The following is a 22,003-nucleotide window of genomic DNA, read 5'->3' on the forward strand; positions in this document are numbered from 1 at the left end:
ATTGCTTGTATAAGGAGGCTCATGACCAGCAAGACGGAACAGGTTCGGGCGCGGCCCCGACGCATCGCGACATCAGCGGCACGGACGCGGGCGCGGCGTGCCGCCAATGCCGCGGGCGAGGCGGCGACCCCCTATCACCACGGCGCATTGCGCGATGCGCTGCTGGAAGCGGCCGAGCGGGTGCTGGAGCGCGACGGGCTCGCCGGGCTCACCTTGCGCGCAGTGGCGCGCGAGGCCGGCGTATCGCATGCAGCGCCGACGCATCATTTCAAGGATCTGACCGGTCTCGTCAGCGAACTCGCCGCGATCGGCTTTGCTCGCTTCAACGCGGCGATGAACGCGGCGGGCGAGCAGCCGGGCACGCCGGTGGAGCGTGCGATGGCGCGGGCCCGCACCTATGTCGCCTATGCGCAGGCCAATCCCGGCATGTACGGGCTGATGTTCCGCACCGAGCGTCTCGACTACTCGCGACCGTCGCTGCACGAGGCGGCCGAGGCCTCCTTCGCCGGATTGGCAGGCTCGGTGGCGGCACGCAGCGAAGGCCAGGTCGGCAACGAGGAGCTGTCGCTCGATCAGGCCGCTGCCATCGCCCGCGCCTGGTCGCTGGTACACGGCTACACCATGCTGCTGCTCGATGGCCGCCTCGCCGACATCCTGCGCCGCTCGCCTGTCGGCACCAACGCCGAATCACTCTTGGAGGCGATGCTGAAGGCCACCATTCCGAAGTTGCCGCCGGGCGCCTAAGTCCGCCGCGGGAAACAAAGGCGCGGCGTCGTGCGTTGATCGCCCATGGCACGGACACCGCGAGCTCCCTGGAACAAGGCCAATCCGCGCAAGCGCGCCGGCAAGGCCTCCACCCATTTCTCCCCCGCCGAAAAGGCCAAGGCAAAGGCCCGCGCGCGACGGGCCGGGCGGCGCTACCCCAACCTGGTCGACAACATGCGTGTCGCGGCCAAGAAGAAGATATCCAAGACCAGGGCCAGCGGCCGCAAGCGCACCGCGACATCCAAGGCGAAGACCGCAACGAAGAAGACAAAGACCGAGACGCGCGCTGCGTCGTCGGCAACGAAGCGCTCGGCCAAGTCTGGCGCGGCTCGCTCCAAAGCGCGAACGAGCGCCGCGCAGCAGAAGGATCCGCGCGGCGGCCTCACCGCGGCGGGACGCCGGGCGTTCGCCGAACGCGAGGGCGCGCATCTCAAGCCCGGCGTGACCAAGAAGATGTCGGACATGACGGCGCAGGAGATGCGCCGCAAAGGCAGCTGGGCGGTGCGCTTCTACGGGCGCAAGCCGTTGCCGCCGCTGGTCGATGCCAAGGGCCGTCCGACGCGGCTCGCGTTGTCGGCCCATGCCTGGGGCGAGCCGGTGCCGCGAACGGTCGCTGCCGCGCGCCGAATTGCAGCGAAGGGCGAGCGGCTGCTCGCACGCTATCGTCGTCTCAAGGAGCAGGGCACCTGATCCGCCGCAGACATCAGGAACCCGTCGCCTTCCGAGTATGCAAGCTGGGGAAGGATCGCCGCAAAGGCCGGAAACACCTGACAGCGCCGTAAAATTATCCTAGAACGACAGCCTCGCGACGTCCACCTATCAGCTCCCGGTCATGCCTGCCATCCCGTCGACCAAACCCTATCGCATCGGCCGCTCCAAGACGGGGCTCGGCCTGTTCGCCACCAAGCCGATCAAGAAGGGCACCAAGATCGTCCGCTATTTCGGTCCGCTACTGGACTCGAAGAAGGCGGAGGATGACGCGATCGAGAACAAATATCTGTTCGAGCTCGACAAGCGCTGGACCATCGACGGCTCGATCCGCGAGAACGTCGCGCGCTACATCAATCATTCCTGCAAGCCGAACGCCGAATCAGACGTCAAGCCGCGCAAGAAGAAGATCGTCATCCGCGCCATCAAGGACATCGAGCCGGGCGAAGAGATCAACTACGATTACGGCACCGACTACTTCAAGGCCTATCTGAAGCCGATCGGCTGCAAATGCGAGGCCTGCGAGAAGAAGCGGGCGAAGAAGAAGGCCGAGGCGCGCGCCGAGCGGGCGCAGGCGAAGGCGAAGGACGAGCGCAAGGCCAAGAAGAAGGCCGAGAAGCTCACGAAGGACAAGGCCGGGCAGCGCGCCAAGGCCAGATCCAAGTCGGGCGGCGAGATGACGCGCGGCACGGCCAAGACGCGCAGGCCGGTGACCGGCAAGCGGGGCAAGACAAAATCCGCCCCCGCCAAGACGCTGACCCGCCAGGCGAAGGCGGCCTGAACCGTCAGTCTGTGGACGAAGCCTCTCGAGGTCGTTTCGCGAAGGCCAGCGTCGTCCAGGTCACGCCGGCCGCCCGGTTCTCCGCACCGAGCGACGCGCCGTGACGGTTGAGCTCGAGGGTCAGCGCCAGCTGCCGGGCGGGCCCGATAATCGTCTGGGCATCGACCTCGAACATGCGGCGGCCGGGCGGCACTGGTCCATGCCGCAACGTCATGATCAGCATTCCGCCGGGCGCGACCCGTGCAGCGATGTTGGGCAGAGCCCGCCGCCGCTGCGCGTCGTCGAGATGCATCAGGACGGCGGTCAACATCACGAGATCGAACTGCTCTTCACGAGCCGCCAGCGCTGCGAGATCCGGCAGGCTGTCATCGATCCAGGTGATCGCCGGGGAGACATGCAGCTGCATTGCGCGGAGGCGTAGCGCTGCGGTCGGCTCGACGGCCACCACCCGATGCCCAAGGCTCGCAAGCCAGGCCGCGTCGCGCCCGGTGCCTGCCCCGATGTCGAGCACTTGGGCGGGCGGCTTCGGCAGCAAATGAAGTACGGCCGAATGGGCTTGCTCCGACGGGATGCTCTCATAACGAACGAAGAGGCTGTCGGCCTCCGCGGCGTAACCCTCCGTTCCGCTCACATGGGCCGGCATCGCTGATCTCCTGTCGGCCTTCGATTATGCAGAAATGTTTCGCCGACGCATGGAAAAAGATCGATTCGGCTCAAGCGCCGGCACGCTCGATCGCGATCGCCGGCGCTCAACACCGATCCGCGTCACACCGAGACCGGGTCGGCACTCCGGCGCAGGCCGATATATTGCAGCTCGGCGAACACGCCCGTGCCGACCGCCTGCGCCGCCACGACGATCTCGCCCAGCACGTTCGGCGTGACGAGGCCCGAGAACAAGAGCGCGATGCTGCCGACGGTCCAAGCCGCGTTGCCGGCGATGACCAGCAGGATCAGCGGCTTTGGCACGATCGGCCGCGAACCCAGCCAGCCGACGAAGCTCGCGTAGACGATCAGGAATAGGCCGGTCTCACGCAGCATTGCGTCGGGCAACTGCAGCATTCCTGCCAACGGCGAGGCGCCGAAAGTGAGCGCCAGCCCGGCGATGCCGCTGAACGCAGCATCGGCGATCAAGGCGCGGCGGAGCAGGGGGGACGAGGTGATCATGTCGGGTCTCCTTCGGTTGAGGTGAGAGGCGGTTCAACGGAACCAGGCCAGGAGCTGACGTCGCAGGCGTGCCGGGCGCAGCGAGCGTGCCGCCCGGGTTTCGAACGCCTGCACCCGCGCGTAGACGAGGCTGCCCGTGCTGTGCAGCAGCGGCTCCGGCACGTTGAGCGAACGCGCCAGCAGTGATGTCGCGAGGCCGGCCATCCACCGGCTGGCTGCAGTGAATGGAAATTCCTCGGGTTGGCGCTGCCTGCTCATTGTCATCTCCTGTGATGCGAATGATGATCTGCAGCGGGAGGCAATTCGATTACCTCGCACGTCATGGAGACGCTGACGTGTGCGTGATAAGTCTGGTTCATGATGAGCCAGCTCGCTTCGGCGCGCGCCGACCGCGCCAAACCCGTCCATGTCGGCGCGCATCTGCGGCAATGGCGGCAGCGCCGGCATCTCAGCCAGCTCGACCTCGCGCTGGAGGCCGAGATCTCGGCGCGCCATCTGAGCTTCGTGGAGACCGGCCGTGCCGCGCCGTCGCGCGACATGGTCCTCAAGCTGGCGGAGCGATTGGACGTGCCCCTGCGTGAACGCAACGTGCTGCTGGTGGCGGCCGGCTACGCGCCGGCGTTCCAGCAGCGTCCGCTCGATGATCCCGCGCTGAAGCCCGCCCGCGAGGCGATGTCCCTCGTGCTCAAGGCGCATGAGCCGAACCCGGCACTCGCCGTCGACCGGTACTGGAGCCTCGTTGGGGCAAACCGGATGATCGCGCCGCTGCTGGCGGGGATCCCGGATCGGCTGCTCGCCCCGCCGCTGAACGTGCTGCGGGTCGCGTTCCATCCCGAGGGGCTGGCGTCGCGGACGGTGAACCTCGCCGAATGGTGCGGGCATCTCCTGGAGCGGCTGCACCGGCAATGCGAGGCGACCGCCGATGCCGATTTGCTCAGGCTGTATGAGGAGCTGAAATCCTATCCGATCCCGGCGCGGTCGGCGCCGCTCGCGGCCGACAGCGTCGCGATCCCGCTGCGGCTGCGGGTCGGCACCGAGGTACTGAGCTTCTTCTCGACCACGATGGTGTTCGGCACGCCCGTCGACATCACGCTGTCCGAGCTGGCGCTGGAGACCTTCTTCCCGGCGGATGATCTCACCGCCGTCAGGCTGAAGGAGATGGCTCCCGCGCCGTGACCGCGCTTGTGTTGGGCGGGCACCGGCTTATCTTGGGCGGGTCGAAAAGCGAACCTGGAGCGAGGCGCATGGGCACCTTGAAGCCGCTGATCATCGATGTCGTCTCCGACGTCGTCTGTCCCTGGTGCTACATCGGCAAGAAGCGCATCGAGGACGCGCTGGAGCTGGTGCCGGACGTGCCGGTCGAACTCAACTTCCGGCCTTACTTTCTCAATCCCTGGGTGCCGCGCGAGGGCATCAGCCGCGAGCAGTACCTGACCACCAAGTTCGGATCGGTCGAGGCCTACAAGGGCATCGCCGGCCGCGTGGTCGCTGCCGCCGAGCAGGAGGGGCTGAGCTATCATCCCGACAAGGTCGCACGCCAACCGAACACGATCGATTGCCATCGGCTGATCCGCTGGGCCGGCGAGATCGGCAAGGCGCCCGAGATGAAGCAGCGGCTGATGGAGTTGTATTTCCGCGACGGCGGCGACCTCACCGACGTCGAGGTGCTGGTAAAGGCCGCAGCCGATTGTGGGCTCGATGCCCAGGTGGTTCGCAAGATGCTTGCGACCGACGAGGACGTGGCGCTGGTGTCGGCGCAGGCGCAGGAGGCCGCCGAGAAGGGCATCTCCGGCGTGCCGACCTACGTGTTCGCGCAGAAATATGCCGTCTCGGGCGCGCAGGATCCGCAGATGCTGGCGCGCGCCATCCGCCAGGTGTCGGCAGAGGTCAACGCTGAGGCGGCGGAGTAGCGGTCCGGCCGTCGCGCCAATTGCGGATTGCGTGGACGGCGCGGCGTGCAAGGCTCAGGCTCTCGCGACGCGCAACCAGCGCGGCATGGATGAGCTCGACGATCGGATCGCGCGGGTAGAGCGGGACCAGCACGTCGCCGATCGCGAGCCGGCCGCGCCAGATCGGATTGATCATGGGATGATCTGGACCGGCGGTGGAATCGGCGGAGCTGATCGTCGGATCGCCGCAGAGATGACGCGTCAAATCCAGCGTCAGCTGGACGCCCGGCGAATGTTTCGCGAAGCGTTCGTCGACGCCGAGCTTGAAGAAGAAGGCGCGGTCCTGATGGCGCAGCACCACGCCGGCCGCAACGGTGGTGTCTCCGGCCACGAGGCTGACGATCTCGCAGGCCCTGTCTTGAGCGAGCGCAGGAGCGGCGCGCCGGATGAACGCCGCGTCGCCGTCGTGCTGGATCAGCGCCGTGCCGCGGCGTCCCTTCCAACCGCTGGCCTCCAGCGTGAGGAAGGTTTCGAGTGCGGCTGCGACCTCACCGGGCGTGCGCGCGACCGCGAAACGGACCTCGCCGTGCTCGGCCAGCCGATGACGCAGGCGGCGCAGCTCCTTCAGCTTCTTGGTGCCGAGCGCATCATGGAGCACCGTCTCGCCGTCCCCGGTCGCATCGAGAAACGCGCGCTGATGGGATTGCAGAATGCGCGGTCGCAGCCCGTCGCGACGGAGCACGGCGTCGAACGCCTGCATCACGGATCCTGCGACCGACATGTCGCGGAGCAGGATGGCACGCGCGACCGTTCCGCGGGCCGTGTCGAGCAGATCGGCGGCCGCCCGCTCGGCGTCATCGCGATCGAGCAGCGGCGTGCACAGCGTGCCGTAGGGATGGCCGCTGGCGAGCGCGGGCAGCGGCAGCCTGCAGGCGCGCCACAGCGATGTGACGGGCATCAGGCCGATGAGACGTGACGGCTGATCCTCGTGCCAGGCGCCGAGCGCCGAAGTGTCGGTGCGATCGCGCGCGGAGGCATTCACCGCGCGCTCCCAGCCGGGCAGATAGTAGCCGTTCGGCTCCAGCGCGCGCTCGGCCAGGTGCTGCCAGGCTGATGGTGACACGGCTTCGAGCGGAACGCATCGCGCCGCCGGCGCCAGTGCGCCCGGGGCTGCTCGGCGCCCCTCCGCGGCGGATGAAGCATGTGCAATCGCACGATCGATGATCTCGGCCACGTCCGGATGGTCCCCCTGCCGCGCGTTCGGCCGCGCAGCCCAGTTGGATGGTATGACAGAGCTGACAAGATAGGCCTTGCCGGTCAGCTAAGATTCGCGCGGCCGCGTTAGCGGCGCATTCACCATGGCCGCGGCTCGGATCAGCGGATCAGCGCGACGTTGCGGAAAGCGCCGACCAGGGGCTTCTCAAGCTTGCCCTCCATGCCCTGGAGAATCTCGTAGGCCTTCTCGCGCGCCATCACCGGCTTGTAGCTGCGATATTCGATCAGCGCGGAGAAGATGTCCGAGATGGTGAGAATGCGCGTCAGATCGGGAATGCTGTCGGCCATCAGCCCGTCCGGATAGCCGCTGCCGTCGAGAAATTCGTGATGGTGACGAACGGCGTCGAGCACCTCCTCGGTGATCGACGCATTGTCCTTCAGCGCGTCGTAGCCGGCCGCCGGATGGGTTTCGACCAGCGCGCGTTCCTTGACGTCGAGCCGGCCCGGCTTGTCGAGGATCGTCAGCGGGATCTTCGCCTTGCCGATGTCGTGGAACATCGCAGCCATGTACAGCCGCTCCAGATCGGAGCTGTGGACGCCAAGGCTCAAACCGAAATCCACCGTAATGCCGGTCACCAGCAGGCAGTGCTGATAAGTGCCTTCATGGTGCCGGCGGACGGTCGTGAGCCAGTCGGACAGGCCGTTCTCGGCGATGCATTCCGCAATATGCTTGCCGGCCCGTCGCGTCTCCTCGATGTCGATCTCGGCACCGCCAAGCACGGCCGCGAACATCGATGCGATGGAGGCCGCTCCTGAGAACGCCGCCTGCCGATTGTCGGCCGCGACGCTCGTGGCCGCCGTGCTCGGTCGTCCGTCCAGCAGCTTTCCGAGCAATTGATTGCGACTCGGTGTCGCCGACAACACGGTTGTGGCGCCCAGCGCAAAGGCCTGCACGGTCGACAGGCGCGATTTGTGGTTGGTCAGAAAAATACGGCGAGGAATGCGCGCGAGCTTGTCCGAGATCCCCTTCAATGCCGCAATGTTGTCGACGTCGCGCAAGTCCGCCGCCACCACGATGGCGTCGATATCGCGGCCTCGGACGTCGGCGTCACCGATCATTTCCGATGTCAGCGAGCATTGCTCGGCCAGCAGGCCGCGGAGCAGAGCAAGCTTGGCTACGTCATCGCCGACGAGGTGAACGTGCATGAAGAACCAGGTCCAATGGTCATTCCGAGCTCTCGATCGGGCATGATTTTCCCGTGGATTCGTTAAATTTGAGCCATTCGTTCGCTATGCGGTTGCTGATTTGCATTAGTTAATAACTAACAATTCGTAGCTGCGACGGTAGTCCCTTGCCGCATATGCGCGTTCGCAATCAGCTCCGGTTGGCTTCCGCGAATCTAATCGCCTTTTGATTGAATCATTTCGTCTGCATGATGGCCGTGTAGGTCGCGGACATACAGTCGTCGCCTGGGGCCGCGCGCCGCCGGTCAATGATCTCATCCTGCCTGATGGTCAGCCGGTAAGTCTGGCGCCGAAGCGGAGCGCCCGTCACCGAAATGAGCTGGGCTCGCACGCAGGCCGTCCATGCATCGCCGCGATCGGTGCGCTTGGCGGATGTGGTCTCGAGATCGCGCGGCAGCGACGTGGCGACGAAGAGCGTGTCGAGGTTCTTGCGGACGAGACGTGCAACGTCGGGAGGAGCTTCGGGCGGCGGCGGCTCGGGTTCCCTCACGCGCATGAATGCGGGCAGACGCGATTGGCTGTCCGCGGCGCAGCCTGCCAGGAGCAGCGCTGCGAGCAGCCCCACACGCGATGACATCAGCCGCATTTTCGACTCACCCCCATGCGGCGCGGACGCTATTGCGCGATCGCGGCAATGCTGCGGGAATCTCGTGCAGCAACGATGTCCGAACGAGGTGCGGATGTTGCGGCGAGATCATGTCGAGCCGGCCGCGCGGCATTTTGCGACCCGCAGTGAACCGGGCCGAGAACTGGCTCGACCAACTGGCACGTCATGAGCCAAATGGAGATTGCCATGTTTCGCCACGCGCTGAGGGCCGCCTTGCTGGCGGGCAGTCTGTTCGCTGGTCTGACGCCGGCATTGGCCGAAAGCAGCAGGCTCGCTTTGGTGATCGGGCAGTCGGCCTATCGTTCGGTGACGCCGTTGCCGAACCCTGCGAATGACGCCAATGCCATGGCGAAAATGCTGGGCGAGGCCGGCTTCGATGTCACGAGGGCGGCCGATCTGTCGCAGCGGGATCTCAATCGCGAGGTCGGCGATTTCGCCGCCAAGATCGCGAGCAAGGGGCCCGACACGGTGGCGCTGGTGTTCTATGCCGGTCACGGCCTGCAGATCGACGGCGAGAACTACCTGGTGCCCGTGGACGTCGATCCGCGCCGCGAGGCCGACATTCCGCTGCAGGCCGTGCGTCTCAACGATCTTCTGAATACGCTGAATTCAGTGCCGAGCCGGATGCGCATCCTGCTGCTCGATGCCTGCCGCAACAATCCGTTTCCGGCGATCAATCAGAATGCGGGCCGCGGCCTCGCGCTGGTCGACACCAAGACCGGAGCGCCGGGCACGTTCCTGTCCTACTCGACATCGCCCGGCGCGGAAGCCGAGGACGGCACCGGCGCCAACAGCCCTTACACCACGGCGCTGCTGGAGGCGGCGCGGGAGCCGGGCCTGCCGATCGAGCAGGCCTTCAAGCGCGTGCGCGTGGCCGTGAACAAGGTCACCGAGGGCCGGCAGACGCCGTGGGATTCGTCGTCGCTGACGGAAGATTTCCGCTTCGTGGTCTCGGCAGGTGCGAGCGCGGCCAATGCCGGTCCGCGGCCGGTGGTCGCCAAGCGCAGCGTCGACGAATGGAAGCGCAGCCTGCAGGGCAAGCCGATCGAGTCCGCCAACGAGATCATCGTCGGCGACGGCAGCGTCGAGGCCTATGAGGCCTTCGTCGCGCTCTACACCGCGCCGCCCTATGGTCCGCAGGCGCGGGAATGGCTCGACCTGCACAACAGGATGGCGGCCTGGAACGAAGCGGTGCTGATCAACACCGTCGCGTCCTATCAGGAGTTTCTCGTGCGCTATCCCGACAGCGATCTGACGCCGACCGCGCGCAAGCTGATCGAACGCCTGCGCAATAGGCCAATCGTGACGCCCGTCGTCGCCGCGGCCAATGCGGCGATCCCGCCGGTGAATGCAGCGGCCCCGGCGCCGCCGCCGGTGGTGCCGGCGAACGTCGCGCTCGGGCCGACCTGTCCGTGCTCGCAGACGCCGCCGGCCCGCAAGTCGGAGACGCCCAAGCGGGTCGAGGAGAAGCCGGTCAGGAAGCGCGACGAGGATCCGCCGAAGCGGGCCGGCCGGACGCCGCGCCGCGATCCCGGCGACGACGTCGTGGTCTACGCGCCGCCGCCCCCGCCGCGCGAGTACTATGGTCCGCCGGTGCGCGTGGTGCCGCCGGTCAGTATCGGAATCGGCGGCGGCTATGGCGGCGGTGGCTACGGCCGGGGCCCCCAGACCTATCCAACGCGGCGCGGTTACGGATACTGAGGGCGCGCCGGCATTCGCGAGGGCGGTCGTCCGGAAGGGCGGCCGCTTTCAGTTTTGCCGATCGCGAATGCTCACTGGCATCTGTCCGATCCAGCCGTCGGTCCCAGGATCTTTCCGCTCATCCCGCTGTATCCTCCGCTCGTCCCATTCTGCTTGGACCACGTCTTCGCCGCGGCTTTCATGTCGCAGTGCGTCGCGTTCGACGTCGTGGAGAGTGGACCGGATCATGTCGTTACATCGCAGCGCCATCGCGGTCGTTGTCATCTGGGCGCACACGGTGTCCGCACCAGCGCTGGCCTGGCAGCATTGGGGCGGCGATGCCGGTGGAACGCGGTTCTCGCCGCTGGCGCAGATCACGCCGGCCAACGTCGACAATCTGGTGCGGGCCTGGGAGTTTCACACCGGCGACAGCGAGAGCCGGCCGCCTGCGGCGGCGCTCCGCACCAAGTTCGAGGCGACGCCGCTGCTGGTCGAGGACAGCCTCGTCGTCTGCACGCCTTTCAACGAGGTGATCGCGCTCGATCCCGCCACCGGCGCGCAGAAATGGCGCTACGATCCCAAGGTCGGCAATGGTCAACGGCCAGCCAATCGCTATGCATGCCGGGGAATCGCTCACTGGCTCGACGAGCGGGCGCCGGCCGATGCGGCGTGTCGCAGCCGCCTGTTCATGGGCACGGTCGACGCCAGGCTGATCGCGCTCGACGCGCGGACGGGGCGGCCCTGCGCGGACTTCGGGACTGATGGCGCGGTGCGCATCGACGTTGGCATGGATCTGCTGTGGCCGGGCGAGTTTCAGGTCACCTCTGCGCCGGTGACGGGACGGGGAATCGTGGTGGTCGGCTCGTCGATCGCCGACAATGCGCGCGTCGATGCGCCTGCCGGCACCGTACGCGGCTTCGATGCGCGCAGCGGTGAGCTGCGCTGGAGCTTCGATCCACTGATCCATGACGGCATCACGGCCGGCCACGCCAATGTCTGGGCGCCGATGTCGGTCGATGAGGAACGCGGCTTCGTGTTTCTGCCGACCTCCTCGCCCAGTCCCGATTTCTTCGGTGGCGCGCGTCCCGGCGACAACCGCCATTCCGATTCCGTCGTCGCTTTGCGGATCGAGACCGGTGCGCTCGCCTGGTCATTCCAGACCACCCATCACGATGTCTGGGACTATGACCTGCCGGCGCAGCCGACACTGGCGCGGCTCGAGACGGGGCAGGGTGCGCGCGACGTCGTGATGCAGCCGACCAAGCAGGGCTATGTGTTCGTGCTCGACCGCGAGACCGGAGAACCGGTCTGGCCCGTGGAGGAGCACGCGGTGCCGCAGGGCGCGGTCGAGGGCGAGGTTCTGTCGCCGACCCAGCCATTCCCGACCCATGTGCCGCCGCTGCTGGCGCAGCGCTTCGCGCCGGAGGACATCTTCCGGGCCTTGCCGCGCGCGATCGATTCCTCCTGCGACGATCAGCTCGCCGGCTTGCGCAACGACGGTCTGTACACGCCGCCGACGACGCAGGGCACGCTGCTCTATCCGATGACCGGCGGCGGCGTGAACTGGGGCGGGGCGGCGTTCGATCCGGTGCATCAGATCCTTTACGCCAATGTCAGCCGCGCCGTTCACATCATCAGGCTGATCCCGCGCGATGAGGCCGACCGGATGACGCCGCCGCGCGGTGTCGATCTGGGATTGCAGCGTGGCGCGCCGTTCGCGGTCACGCGGGTGGTCGCGATGTCCAGGCTCGGACTGCTGTGCAACCGGCCGCCCTGGGGTGAGATGGTGGCGGTCGATCTGAAGGCCGGGAGAATCCTGTGGCGGTCGACGGTCGGCACCACCGAGGACCGCGCGCCGCTCGGGCTCGCGTTCAAATGGGGCACGCCGCTCGTCAACGGTGTCGTCGTCACGGCCGGCGGGCTCGTCTTCACCGGCGCGATGGACGCCTATCTGCGCGCCTTCGATGCCGGCACGGGCGGGGAGTTGTGGCAGGGCCGGCTGCCGGCGCCGGGCGTCGCCAACCCGATGACCTATGAATGGAAGGGCGAACAATATGTGGTGATCGCGGCCGGTGGCCATTCCGAGGCCGGCACCACGCTCGGCGACAGCGTTGTGGCTTTCCGGCTGGCGCGGGCGGGGGAGGCGCCGTCGTGGCGGTCACGGACGATCGACCGACCGGGCGGACGGTTTACCGGCGGTCTCCTGGCGGCAGGCGGTCTGCTCGCGCTCCTGGCACTCGGGCTCCTGGCACTCGCGGTTCCGCGCTGGCGGACGCCGCGGAGCTAGGCCTCTCGCATCCCGTCAGTCGAAGGCGACGCCGATCCGCTTGTCGTGGCTCCACACGGCGTGGCAGCGCCGCGTGAACTTGTCCGCCGGGATCACCAGCGTGAAGGCTTCGGGCAGCCCGACCGGGCTGACCACCTCGACCCGCGCACCGCTGTCCGACATGTTGCGGACCATGCAATCGACGGCGCCGCCGCCATCGAATGCCAGTCTGCCTTGCTTCAGCACCCGATGCCGGGGTGCGATCCGTTTGTTGTCTGTCTCGATCATCGCCTGTAGCCTGGTGTTGAATGCCGTCACCTTTCGCGTCAAAAGCGAGTAAAATAGATCAGGCCCGAGTTTCATTGCGATGAATCCGGCTCGCTGAGGCCGGGCCATCCTCTTCACCTTTCGTTAAATCTCCGTGGCCGTATGGATCAGAGCATCGCGAAGGCGCTGGAGACCATCGCCGCCGGCTTGCCGTCGGTCGCGCCGGTCAGCGTGACCCGGCCGAAGCTCATCGTCCGCCCCATCCGGACCACGCGTGCCTCTGCCAGCACGTCGGAGGAGGCGATGGCGCGCATGAAATGCGTGGTCTGGTCGACCGTGGTCATCGGCCGGTAGCCGCCGCTCGCGGTCACCATCGCGATCACCATCGCAGTATCGGCGAAGGCCATCAGCGCCTGACCGCAGACGACGCCATTGTCACGGCACAGCCGGGGCGAGAACGGCATGCGTAGAATGGCGCCCGGCTCGCCTTGCGCTGAGGGAGCGATGGTCTCGACGAGCAACGCGAGATCCTTGATCCAGGGGGCGAGCACGTCATCCAGGATGCGTCCCGCCTGATCGATGGTGAAGTCCGGAGTGTCGTTCGGCACGAGGGCAAGTCCTCCCATGTTTGGTGATCGGCTCGCTCCGCCGGGCGGCGCGGGCGGTCCGTCCTGGCCGCGGGTGGCCGCCGACCCGCGGCTTGAAAAGGCCGGAGTCGGAATCCTATGATGAATGGTGACGAGGCGACAGGTCCGAGGCGGCGGATGAGATGTGCCGGCGAGGGTGTCCGTCGCGGCCGGGTTGGAGGGGGATACTGCCTGGGGACCTCCGGTGCCGAAGGCTTGCTGCTCGAGCACGTGTGGCTCGAGACTTGTGGCCCGAGACCTGTGGCCTGAGACTTGGCGCATGGCGAGGCGATGATATAAGGCGGCTGATACCGGGGAGTAACCAATGAAGAAGCTGATCGTGACGATGACGGTCGCCTTGCTGACCGGCTGGGCCGTTCCGGCGATGGCGCAGATGCCGAACATCAACCTGCTCGCGGACGGTCCGTCCAAGACCCCCGAGGAACGGGAGGCGGAAGCGGCGCGTGACAAGGCCTACCGCGATACCATGCGCAAGATCCCTGACGCCAAGACCAGTGCCGATCCCTGGGGCAATGTGCGCGCGGTGGAACAGCCGAAAGCGGCGCCTGCGGTGAAGACCACGGCGGCCAAGAAGCCGAAGACCGGCGCCAGCACCAACTGATCGGGCTCAGTCGGGCAGGGCGCCTGTCACGCCGCGAGCGTCGATGACCCGACTCGGATTCCGCGCGGCCTCGTCTATATTGACGGGGTGGCAACGCGTTGGAGTTCGTCGATGGGGTTGCGCCCGCGGGACATTGCCAGCCGGATGGCGGCCCGGCGCCAGAGGAGCGACGGCTACGTGCGCGACACGTTCACGCTGCCGCGCGAGGAGGCGCGCGCGAGGGCGCGCGACTATCTGACGCGCTATCCCAAGGCCGGCTATATGAGCGCCGTGGAAAGCTGGCGCGAGCTGCCCGATGGCGCCATCGAGTTCACCATGCGCCGATTGCCGAGCGCAGATTGAGCTGCCGACGGCCGCTCAATCCCGTTCGCCGAGCAGCTTGCGGGTGTCGCGGTTGATGAAATGAAGCCGGGTGCAGGCCTTGCAGACCACGGTTTCATACGCGGACGCGGGGTCGCCGGGCCTTGGCTCTTCCAGCCAATGCTGCACGTTCATCCCGGTACGCGGGCATTTGAAGATCAGATTACCCATACAAATTTAAGTGTCAGCCAGGATGGGTACTGGCTTATTGATCTGGATCAAGAGTGCCTGCCGAAATGACAGGCAGTCGTATTCGTCAAAAGGTTGATAAGTCTTGATTATGCAATTAATGGTGGCGCTCGTCGCCGCCGGCATCCGATGTCAGGCCTGATCGAGCGATTCGGCGACGATGCGGATGCGGAAGATCGGCTGCTTATCCTCGTCCAGCAACTCCATCTGCCACTCGGAGTTTTCGGCGAGCTTGCGCGAGATGCTGCTGGCCATGTCGGCGCAGACAGTGGTCATCTCTTTCCAGGCTGCATTACGATCGGCACACTCGGTCCCATACTCGGACGCGCCTGAGAAGTGGCCATTACGGATACGGAAGAAATAGAGCGGCATTTGCCAAACCGGTGACCCCTGACCGCCCCAGGCCGCTGAATTTGATGAACGCAACGTAAATGGAAGCGGAAAACCCCCCTGGATCAATTCCGGTAAAATACGGTCGGTTGTGGTGCCGGCTGTTAGTTGTCGCCGCTCAACGCCAGGGTGCGGTGCGTATGCACGACCCGACGCCGCATTCGAGCCGAAACGAATGAGCCTCGGATCGCCGCGATCCGAGGCTCGGCGTCAACGTCGCAGCTTCCCCGCGAGGGCAGTTCGGCAATGACAAAGTCATGTTACTGCGAAAGCCAATTGCCCACCTTGCGTCAAATCAAGGCGACCGGTGGCAGGCCGACTCCTAATAGATTTCGTGTCGACGAAGTGAGAGACGCCATGACGGTGCGCCGTGCTGCAAGACGTCGAAAGCCCTGGACCTGGATCCAGGGCTTTCTTTCGGCGCGGATGGTTTTCAGGGCCCAGCGCCTACGGATGACGGAAGCCTGCAGCTATCCTGCACAGCTATCCAGCACATGGCTCGGAAGTCGACGCACATCAGTCACGAGAATGGGCCGGGGTCGATATGCGCCAGCTACCATCGGAAACGAACAAACAAATTCGGGGCTGATCAAAATCTGTCTTGACGTTTGACGACCCGACTTCAGTACCACAACCAAACGTTTATGACAATGGCCGTGGTACGCCGGGGTTTTCGCGGCTGCGGAGGCGCGTGAGCGACATCACGCCCATTCCCCCAGGAAACGGTCGGCCGACGTCCGGCTGACTCGTCAGCGACGAATGGAAAAAATCATCCGTTTCCATCCCGGCCGTTCGGCAATCCTGTTTGTCTGACGACCATCATATGGCGCAATTCGAGCAGCCGGTTCTTCAGTCCGGAACCGGCGACGGGAACGGCCTCGTTGTTCTCGCTGCTGTCACGATGGGTGGCAATGATCAGCATGCTTGTCATGTTGATAGCAGATTTTGGAACTCATCAGTCGGGCCGTCGCGTGCGATGAGGCTTCGCTGCACGAAAACGATGCGCCTGCTCAGCTGATGAGCCGAACAAAAGCAGAAGAGATGCGGGAACTTCGTTCCCCTAAGGAGAACCACGGACTTGGAGTGTTCCTACGCGCGCGGAAGTCTGGTCGCTTCATGGAAAAGTCTTGACGAGCACGATCGGGCCGACGATGGCGGCATTGAACGCCGCGAGATCCTGGCTCGGAATCCAGTACTCGAGATGATCGCGTCCGCCGGCCTCGCGCACTTCGTAGCGATCGATGAAACCGCGCAGCACGTCGAAGCGCAGGACATGACCGCTGCCGCTGGCCGGCACGTTCCAGTCGCGCGCGATCTTCACCGCGTAGTCCTCGGTCAGCACCGGATAGAAGATCGGTTGCTCGGGCAGGCGCGGCGGAAAATGCGCGCATGCCCGACGCAGCGGTCGACGCGAGTTCCTGCAGGCCCACGGGACGCCACAGCGTGACGGTCAGGTCGGCGGTCGGGGTCGTCATGGGTCCTGAAAGGATAGGCTCGAAGAGGACAAGCAACTGGCCGATCTCGGATGAAATAAGAACGGACGGATTTGCAAGATCCGACATGTTGCAATTTATGGTTGAATTCGCTTTGCGGCGAGACAGGAGATGTTCGACCGCGCGGGCGGTCTCGTCCCGATCAGCGATCGTCGCCCTGGGCGTGACCTTGGGCGGTTCGGCTCGCGGGACCCGCCGACGCTCGCCGAAGCTGTGAACGGCAGCGGAATGAGCAAAAGAACATATTGCGAACATGGAACAGATCGAGTACATTCACCTCAAGATTGCTGCCGACCTCGTTAACCATTTGTCCCGCCCGCGAATCCCCGCCATAAGGAGCGCCAATGTCCGCCACCGCCCTGCGTATCGTCGAAGGTTCCTCAATGGATAAGAGTAAGGCGCTCTCTGCTGCGCTGTCCCAGATCGAACGTCAGTTCGGCAAGGGCTCGGTGATGAAGCTGGGCAAGAACGACCGCTCGATGGATGTCGAGACGGTGTCGACCGGGTCGCTCGGGCTCGACATCGCGCTCGGGATCGGCGGGCTGCCGAAAGGGCGCGTGGTCGAGATCTACGGGCCGGAATCGTCGGGCAAGACCACCCTGGCGCTGCACACCGTGGCCGAGGCCCAGAAGAAGGGCGGCATCTGCGCCTTCATCGATGCCGAGCATGCGCTCGATCCGGTCTATGCGCGCAAGCTGGGCGTCAACATCGACGAACTCCTGATCTCGCAGCCCGACACCGGCGAGCAGGCGCTGGAGATCTGCGACACGCTGGTGCGTTCGGGGGCGGTCGACGTGCTCGTCGTCGACTCCGTCGCGGCGCTGGTGCCCAAGGCCGAGCTCGAGGGCGAGATGGGCGAGTCGCTGCCCGGCCTGCAGGCCCGGCTGATGAGCCAGGCGCTGCGCAAGCTGACCGCCTCGATCAACAAATCCCACACCATGGTGATCTTCATCAACCAGATCCGCATGAAGATCGGTGTGATGTACGGCTCGCCGGAGACCACCACCGGCGGCAACGCGCTGAAGTTCTATGCCTCGGTGCGCCTCGACATCCGCCGTATCGGCGCGATCAAGGAGCGCGACGAGGTGATCGGCAACACCACCCGCGTCAAGGTCGTGAAGAACAAGTTGGCGCCGCCGTTCAAGCAGGTCGAATTTGACATCATGTACGGCGAGGGCGTGTCCAAGATGGGCGAGATCCTCGATCTCGGCGTCAAGGCCGGCATCGTCGAAAAGTCGGGCGCCTGGTTCTCCTATGACAGCCAGCGGCTCGGGCAGGGGCGCGAGAACTCGAAGTCGTTCCTCAAGGCCAATCCCGACATGACTGCGAAGATCGAAGCCGCGATCCGCCAGAACTCCGGCCTGATCGCCGAGCAGATCCTGGCCGGCAATGCCGAGCGCGATGCCGACGGCGAGGAGCCGGCCGAGGAGTAGGACGACGACCGCAGCGGGCGCCGTGGACGTCGCGTTGATGACGTTCCGGCGCCGGCCGCTTGTCCATGTGTCCCGCTCGGGCGGTCTGCGTCCCTTGAGTGGCCGTGTTTTGACGGCAGGGGCGCATGCGTTCGGGAACGCCTGATCCGTCCCGGATTGGAACACGTGAATCTTGGATAGACCGGCTGACCGGATTCCCGCGGCTGATGGGTTGCCTCGACGTGCCGGCACGGATTTTTGGCGCCGGCACCGATCGCGAGCGTACTGATACCGCCGGACTGACAGCCCCGTACTGAAGTGGCCGGCCCAGCCGGACCATGACGGAGCCAAGCGAATGACGCGCCTCATTCTCACGGCCGATGATTCCGGCGCCGGCACGCTACGGAGAGCCGGAATTGCCAATCTGGTGGTGCCTATTCTTCACCGTTTCGTCTGGGGCCCCCTGCCGTCCGTTGCCGAACTCTCCACTTTTCTCGGCCAGCGCGCCCCGCGACGGAAGAGGGGGCATTGGCTGGATTTTGCCTCGCGCCGCGAGTTGATGGCGGCGGGCGTGCGGAGCCAGGGCTTCCTCGAACTCGTCGACTGCTGCGATCGTGTCGAGCTCTGGATGGACACAAGGCCAAACGACCAGTTGGTCCTCATCTGGCTGTTGGACTATCTGCGCGATCACGCGGAGATCGCGACGAGGATCGTGTTGCGGCATGTCGATACACCGCTCCATGCTCCGGCCGGACAGCTCGGCGGTCAGACGATTGGCGTCGAGCTGTCACGTGAGCATCTCGACCTGGGTCATCGTGCATGGCGGGCCTTTCGGGCACCGACACCGCAGGCCTGGTTCGATCTGTTGAAGCAGGACCTCAGTCCGCTGCCGCAGCTTCGGCGCTGCGTGCAGGAGATGCTCGATGAGCTTCCCGGCGCCGCAACCGGCCTCGGCGCATCGGAACTGAGAATCCTGGAGTTGCTGTCAGCCGGCTATCGGCGCCCACTCGAGCTGTTGCCGCACCACCGGGAGCGCTTTCAGCGGCGGGTGTTCGACTACTGGGAAGGAGGCGCGTTGCTCGACAGTCTGGCGCTGGCGCGCGTGCCTGCCATTTCGGGGCTCGCCGAATGGCCGTTCTCGGTCGAGATGCACCATGCTCGTGAAAGCTTCGACCGCTACAAGTCCAGCGCGCTGTCGCTGACGCCTCTCGGCAAGGCAATCCTTGCCGGCGAGGAGGATTACAGGAGCCATAATGTGATCCGGCGCTGGTGGGGCGGCACCGAATTGACCAACGCCAATCTCTGGCGTTGGCACGGGGTGCTGATCGCTCCGGACGCCCCTGACACGCCCGGCGTCATTGAATGCCGGGAGCCGTGGCGCTCGATCGATTGGAGCGTGAGCGAGGCAGCCTACTCTGCCGCCTCCGCGTAGTCGCCGACCGGCGGGCACGAGCACACCAGGTTGCGGTCGCCATAGACGTTGTCGACGCGGCCCACCGGGCACCAGTATTTGTCGGTGCGCGAGGTGCCGGCCGGGAAGCAGCCTTCGCTGCGGCGATAGGCCCGGTTCCAGTCGTCATCGGCGATGTCGTGCACGGTGTGCGGCGCATTACGCAGCGGCGAGGCTTCGATCTTGAAGCGGCCCTGTTCGACCTCGGCGATCTCCTTGCGGATCGCGATCATGGCGTCGCAGAAGCGGTCGAGCTCGGCCTTGGATTCCGACTCGGTCGGCTCGATCATCAGGGTGCCCGCGACGGGGAAGCTCATGGTCGGCGCGTGGAAGCCGTAGTCGATCAGCCGCTTGGCGATGTCGTCGACGGTGACGCCGCTGCTCGGCTTGAGCGGCCTGGGATCGATGATGCATTCATGCGCGACGCGGCCACGTTCGTTGCGGTAGAGCACCGGGAAGTGCGGATCGAGCCGCGCCGCCACGTAGTTGGCGTTGAGGATCGCGATTTCGGTGGCCCGCGTCAGGCCCTCGCCGCCCATCAGCAGCATGTAGATGTAGGAGATGGTCAGGATCGACGCCGAGCCGTAGGGCGCCGCCGAGACCGGCCCGACAGGGTGCGCCACGGTTCCGTCCGTTGCGGGATGTCCCGGCAGGAACGGCGCCAGATGCGCCTTGACGCCGATTGGGCCCATGCCCGGGCCGCCGCCGCCATGCGGAATGCAGAACGTCTTGTGCAAGTTGAAATGGCTGACGTCGGCGCCGTAATCGCCGGGCCGGGACAGGCCGACCTGCGCATTGAGATTGGCGCCGTCGAGATAGACCTGACCGCCATGGGCATGGACGATGTCGCAGATGTCGCGGATGTGCTCCTCGAACACGCCATGCGTCGAGGGATAGGTGATCATGATCGCCGCGAGCTTGGCGCTGTGCGCCTCCGCCTTGGCCTTGAGATCGCCAAGGTCGACATTGCCGTTCGCATCGCAGCCGACCACGATCACCTCCATGCCGACCATGTGCGCGGAGGCCGGATTGGTGCCGTGGGCGGAGGAGGGGATCAGGCAGATCGTGCGATGGCCCTCGCCGCGCGCGGCATGATAGCCCCGTATCGCCAAAAGCCCGGCATATTCGCCCTGTGCGCCGGAGTTCGGCTGCAGCGATACCGCGTCATAGCCGGAGATCCGGCACAGCCAGTCCCGCAGAACCGCAAACATCGTGTGATAGCCGGCCGCCTGGGCCCGCGGCACGAACGGATGCAGGCTGGAAAATTCCGGCCAGGTCAGCGGAATCATTTCGGTGGTCGCGTTCAGCTTCATCGTGCAGGAGCCGAGCGGAATCATCGCGCGGTCGAGCGCGAGGTCGCGGTCGGCGAGCTTGCGCAGATAGCGCAGCATCTCGGTCTCCGAGCGATGCGCATGGAACACCGGATGGGTGAGGTACGGCCGCTGCCGCTTGAGCTCGGCCGGCAGCGCATCGCGCGCCTCGGCCGCGATCGCGGCGTAGGACAGCTCGCCGCCGAAGGCGCGCCAGACGGCTTCAACGACGTCGGCCGTGGTGGTCTCGTCGAGCGCGATCCGCAGCCGGCTGCCGTCGCGCCCGAGATTGATCTGCTCGGATTCGGTGCGTGCGATGATCGCATCGCACTTGTTGCCCGCTTCGACGGTGACCGTGTCGAAGAACGTCTCGCTGGCCGGCGCAAAGCCGAGCTTGCGCAGGCCCGCCGCCAGCACTGCCGTCCGCCGATGAACGTTGCGGGCAATCGATTTGAGCCCCTCCGGCCCATGATAGACCGCATACATCGCGGCGATCACCGCCAGCAGCACCTGCGCGGTGCAGATGTTCGACGTCGCCTTCTCGCGGCGGATATGCTGCTCGCGGGTCTGCAGCGCCAGGCGATAGGCGGGGGCCCCGCGCGAATCGACGGAGAGGCCGACGATGCGGCCGGGCAGCGAGCGCTTCAGCGCGTCGCGCACCGCCATATAGGCGGCATGCGGTCCGCCATAGCCCATCGGCACGCCGAAGCGCTGCGCCGAGCCGATCGCGATGTCGGCGCCGAGCTCACCCGGCGAGGCGATCAATGTCAGCGCCAGCAGGTCGGCGGCGAGGATCGCGAGCGCGCCCTTGTCGTGCAGTTTGGCGATGGCGGCGCGCGGATCACGCAGGGCGCCGGTCGTATCGGGATATTGCAGCAGGCCGCCGAACACCTCGGCGCCGTCCAGATCCGTGGCGGGATCGCCGACGATCAGGTGCCAGCCGAGCGGCTCGGCGCGGGTGCGCAGCACCGCCAGCGTCTGCGGGTGCACGTTCTGGTCGACGAAGAACGCCTTGGTCTTGGCGCGCGCCGAGCGCTCGGCCAGCGCCATGGCCTCGGCCGCCGCGGTGGCCTCGTCGAGCAGCGAGGCGTTGGCGACATCGAGCCCGGTGAGGTCGCAGATCATGGTCTGGAAGTTGAACAGCGCCTCCAGGCGGCCCTGGCTGATCTCGGGCTGGTAGGGCGTATAGGCCGTGTACCAGGCCGGGTTCTCCAGGATGTTGCGCTGGATCACCGCCGGCATGTGCGTGCCGGAATAGCCCTGGCCGATCAGCGAGGTGAAGACCTGGTTCTGCGCCGCCAGCGCGCGCATGTGCGACAGCGCCTCGGTCTCGCTCAGCGCGTCGCCCAGATCGAGCGGCGTGGCCTGCCGGATCGTATCGGGCAGGGTCTGTCCCATCAGCTCCGACACGCTCTTCGCGCCCACGGTCTCCAGCATCGCGGCGACATCGCGCGGTGAGGGTCCGATATGGCGGCGGGCGAAGCTGGTGGCGGCATCATCGAGCGGCTTGAGCGGCGTGGTCATGAGCAATCCTCTATGCCTCGTCATGCCCCGCGCAGGCGGG

23 protein-coding genes and 1 pseudogene are annotated in these 22,003 nt (G+C 66.0%); 11 read left to right on the plus strand and 13 right to left on the minus strand.

Going from position 1 to position 22,003, the window contains the following annotated elements; translation table 11 throughout:
* Positions 1–21 precede the first annotated feature (21 nt).
* The 3 genes from ACQR1B_RS32060 (at position 22) to ACQR1B_RS32070 (ending at position 2,254) form a co-directional block, all read left to right on the plus strand.
* On the plus strand, positions 22–744 hold the full coding sequence (locus ACQR1B_RS32060; RefSeq protein WP_434837077.1) for a TetR/AcrR family transcriptional regulator: 723 nt from the start codon (positions 22–24) through the stop codon (positions 742–744).
* A 45-nt stretch (positions 745–789) separates the two neighbouring features.
* Positions 790–1,455, plus strand: coding sequence for a DUF6321 domain-containing protein (locus tag ACQR1B_RS32065; RefSeq protein ID WP_434837076.1), 666 nt, complete (start codon positions 790–792; stop codon positions 1,453–1,455).
* Between the two features lie 142 nt (positions 1,456–1,597).
* Positions 1,598–2,254 (plus strand): SET domain-containing protein, encoded by a 657-nt coding sequence (locus ACQR1B_RS32070; protein WP_434837075.1) that lies wholly within the window; start codon positions 1,598–1,600, stop codon positions 2,252–2,254.
* Between the two features lie 4 nt (positions 2,255–2,258).
* On the opposite strand, the gene ACQR1B_RS32075 is transcribed toward ACQR1B_RS32070, so the two are convergent.
* From ACQR1B_RS32075 to ACQR1B_RS32085, 3 genes are all read right to left on the minus strand, one after another.
* On the minus strand, positions 2,259–2,897 hold the full coding sequence (locus ACQR1B_RS32075) for a class I SAM-dependent methyltransferase (protein ID WP_434837074.1): 639 nt from the start codon (positions 2,895–2,897) through the stop codon (positions 2,259–2,261).
* Positions 2,898–3,019: 122 nt separating this feature from the next.
* Positions 3,020–3,418, minus strand: a complete 399-nt coding sequence (locus tag ACQR1B_RS32080) for a hypothetical protein (RefSeq protein WP_434837073.1) — start codon at positions 3,416–3,418, stop codon at positions 3,020–3,022.
* A gap of 33 nt (positions 3,419–3,451) precedes the next feature.
* Positions 3,452–3,676: a hypothetical protein gene (locus tag ACQR1B_RS32085; RefSeq protein WP_434837072.1), complete on the minus strand. Its 225-nt coding sequence runs from the start codon at positions 3,674–3,676 to the stop codon at positions 3,452–3,454.
* 102 nt (positions 3,677–3,778) lie between these two features.
* Here ACQR1B_RS32085 and ACQR1B_RS32090 point away from each other — a divergent pair, with 102 nt between their 5' ends.
* Both ACQR1B_RS32090 and ACQR1B_RS32095 read left to right on the plus strand, forming a co-directional pair.
* Complete coding sequence (locus tag ACQR1B_RS32090; RefSeq protein WP_434837127.1) at positions 3,779–4,594, plus strand: helix-turn-helix domain-containing protein; 816 nt, start codon at positions 3,779–3,781, stop codon at positions 4,592–4,594.
* 68 nt (positions 4,595–4,662) lie between these two features.
* Complete coding sequence (locus ACQR1B_RS32095; protein ID WP_434837071.1) at positions 4,663–5,328, plus strand: DsbA family oxidoreductase; 666 nt, start codon at positions 4,663–4,665, stop codon at positions 5,326–5,328.
* On the opposite strand, the gene ACQR1B_RS32100 is transcribed toward ACQR1B_RS32095, so the two are convergent.
* From ACQR1B_RS32100 to ACQR1B_RS32110, 3 genes are all read right to left on the minus strand, one after another.
* Complete coding sequence (locus tag ACQR1B_RS32100; protein WP_434837070.1) at positions 5,306–6,541, minus strand: GNAT family N-acetyltransferase; 1,236 nt, start codon at positions 6,539–6,541, stop codon at positions 5,306–5,308. The two genes, ACQR1B_RS32095 and ACQR1B_RS32100, sit on opposite strands and share 23 nt — an antisense overlap.
* Positions 6,542–6,681: 140 nt before the next feature.
* Positions 6,682–7,728, minus strand: a complete 1,047-nt coding sequence (locus ACQR1B_RS32105; RefSeq protein ID WP_434837069.1) for an HD-GYP domain-containing protein — start codon at positions 7,726–7,728, stop codon at positions 6,682–6,684.
* A gap of 214 nt (positions 7,729–7,942) precedes the next feature.
* Positions 7,943–8,353, minus strand: a complete 411-nt coding sequence (locus ACQR1B_RS32110; protein ID WP_434837068.1) for a hypothetical protein — start codon at positions 8,351–8,353, stop codon at positions 7,943–7,945.
* Between the two features lie 207 nt (positions 8,354–8,560).
* On the opposite strand from ACQR1B_RS32110, the gene ACQR1B_RS32115 reads away from it, so the two are divergent.
* The gene (locus tag ACQR1B_RS32115) at positions 8,561–10,075 is read left to right on the plus strand and encodes a caspase family protein (protein ID WP_434837067.1); all 1,515 of its coding nucleotides are present in this window, start codon (positions 8,561–8,563) and stop codon (positions 10,073–10,075) included.
* Between the two features lie 226 nt (positions 10,076–10,301).
* The gene (locus ACQR1B_RS32120) at positions 10,302–12,341 is read left to right on the plus strand and encodes a pyrroloquinoline quinone-dependent dehydrogenase (protein ID WP_434837066.1); all 2,040 of its coding nucleotides are present in this window, start codon (positions 10,302–10,304) and stop codon (positions 12,339–12,341) included.
* A 15-nt stretch (positions 12,342–12,356) separates the two neighbouring features.
* Here ACQR1B_RS32120 and ACQR1B_RS32125 read toward each other — a convergent pair whose 3' ends face one another.
* A complete protein-coding gene (locus ACQR1B_RS32125; RefSeq protein WP_434837126.1) occupies positions 12,357–12,608 on the minus strand; it encodes a PilZ domain-containing protein in 252 nt (83 codons plus the stop codon).
* Between the two features lie 146 nt (positions 12,609–12,754).
* Entirely contained in the window at positions 12,755–13,213 is a 459-nt protein-coding gene (locus ACQR1B_RS32130) for a PaaI family thioesterase (RefSeq protein WP_434837065.1), read from the minus strand.
* Between the two features lie 325 nt (positions 13,214–13,538).
* Here ACQR1B_RS32130 and ACQR1B_RS32135 point away from each other — a divergent pair, with 325 nt between their 5' ends.
* Positions 13,539–13,835, plus strand: a complete 297-nt coding sequence (locus tag ACQR1B_RS32135; protein WP_434837064.1) for a hypothetical protein — start codon at positions 13,539–13,541, stop codon at positions 13,833–13,835.
* Between the two features lie 111 nt (positions 13,836–13,946).
* A complete protein-coding gene (locus ACQR1B_RS32140) occupies positions 13,947–14,177 on the plus strand; it encodes a hypothetical protein (protein ID WP_434837063.1) in 231 nt (76 codons plus the stop codon).
* Positions 14,178–14,192: 15 nt separating this feature from the next.
* Here the strand turns inward: ACQR1B_RS32140 and ACQR1B_RS32145 are convergent, their stop codons facing one another.
* From ACQR1B_RS32145 to ACQR1B_RS32160, 4 genes and pseudogenes are all read right to left on the minus strand, one after another.
* Complete coding sequence (locus ACQR1B_RS32145; RefSeq protein WP_434837062.1) at positions 14,193–14,366, minus strand: hypothetical protein; 174 nt, start codon at positions 14,364–14,366, stop codon at positions 14,193–14,195.
* Positions 14,367–14,516: 150 nt separating this feature from the next.
* Positions 14,517–14,756, minus strand: a complete 240-nt coding sequence (locus ACQR1B_RS32150; protein ID WP_434837061.1) for a DUF6894 family protein — start codon at positions 14,754–14,756, stop codon at positions 14,517–14,519.
* A gap of 787 nt (positions 14,757–15,543) precedes the next feature.
* Positions 15,544–15,696 (minus strand): hypothetical protein, encoded by a 153-nt coding sequence (locus ACQR1B_RS32155; protein WP_434837060.1) that lies wholly within the window; start codon positions 15,694–15,696, stop codon positions 15,544–15,546.
* Between the two features lie 192 nt (positions 15,697–15,888).
* Positions 15,889–16,165: pseudogene (locus tag ACQR1B_RS32160) on the minus strand (hypothetical protein).
* Between the two features lie 446 nt (positions 16,166–16,611).
* On the opposite strand from ACQR1B_RS32160, the gene recA reads away from it, so the two are divergent.
* Both recA and ACQR1B_RS32170 read left to right on the plus strand, forming a co-directional pair.
* Complete coding sequence (gene recA / locus ACQR1B_RS32165; protein ID WP_315739908.1) at positions 16,612–17,700, plus strand: recombinase RecA; 1,089 nt, start codon at positions 16,612–16,614, stop codon at positions 17,698–17,700.
* A gap of 334 nt (positions 17,701–18,034) precedes the next feature.
* The gene (locus ACQR1B_RS32170; protein ID WP_434837059.1) at positions 18,035–19,111 is read left to right on the plus strand and encodes a DUF1835 domain-containing protein; all 1,077 of its coding nucleotides are present in this window, start codon (positions 18,035–18,037) and stop codon (positions 19,109–19,111) included.
* Here ACQR1B_RS32170 and gcvP read toward each other — a convergent pair.
* Entirely contained in the window at positions 19,090–21,963 is a 2,874-nt protein-coding gene (gcvP, locus tag ACQR1B_RS32175) for an aminomethyl-transferring glycine dehydrogenase (protein WP_434837058.1), read from the minus strand. The genes ACQR1B_RS32170 and gcvP overlap by 22 nt on opposite strands.
* Positions 21,964–22,003: the final 40 nt, after the last annotated feature.

The organism is Bradyrhizobium oligotrophicum (assembly GCF_051168495.1).
Classification (GTDB): domain Bacteria; phylum Pseudomonadota; class Alphaproteobacteria; order Rhizobiales; family Xanthobacteraceae; genus Bradyrhizobium; species Bradyrhizobium oligotrophicum_A.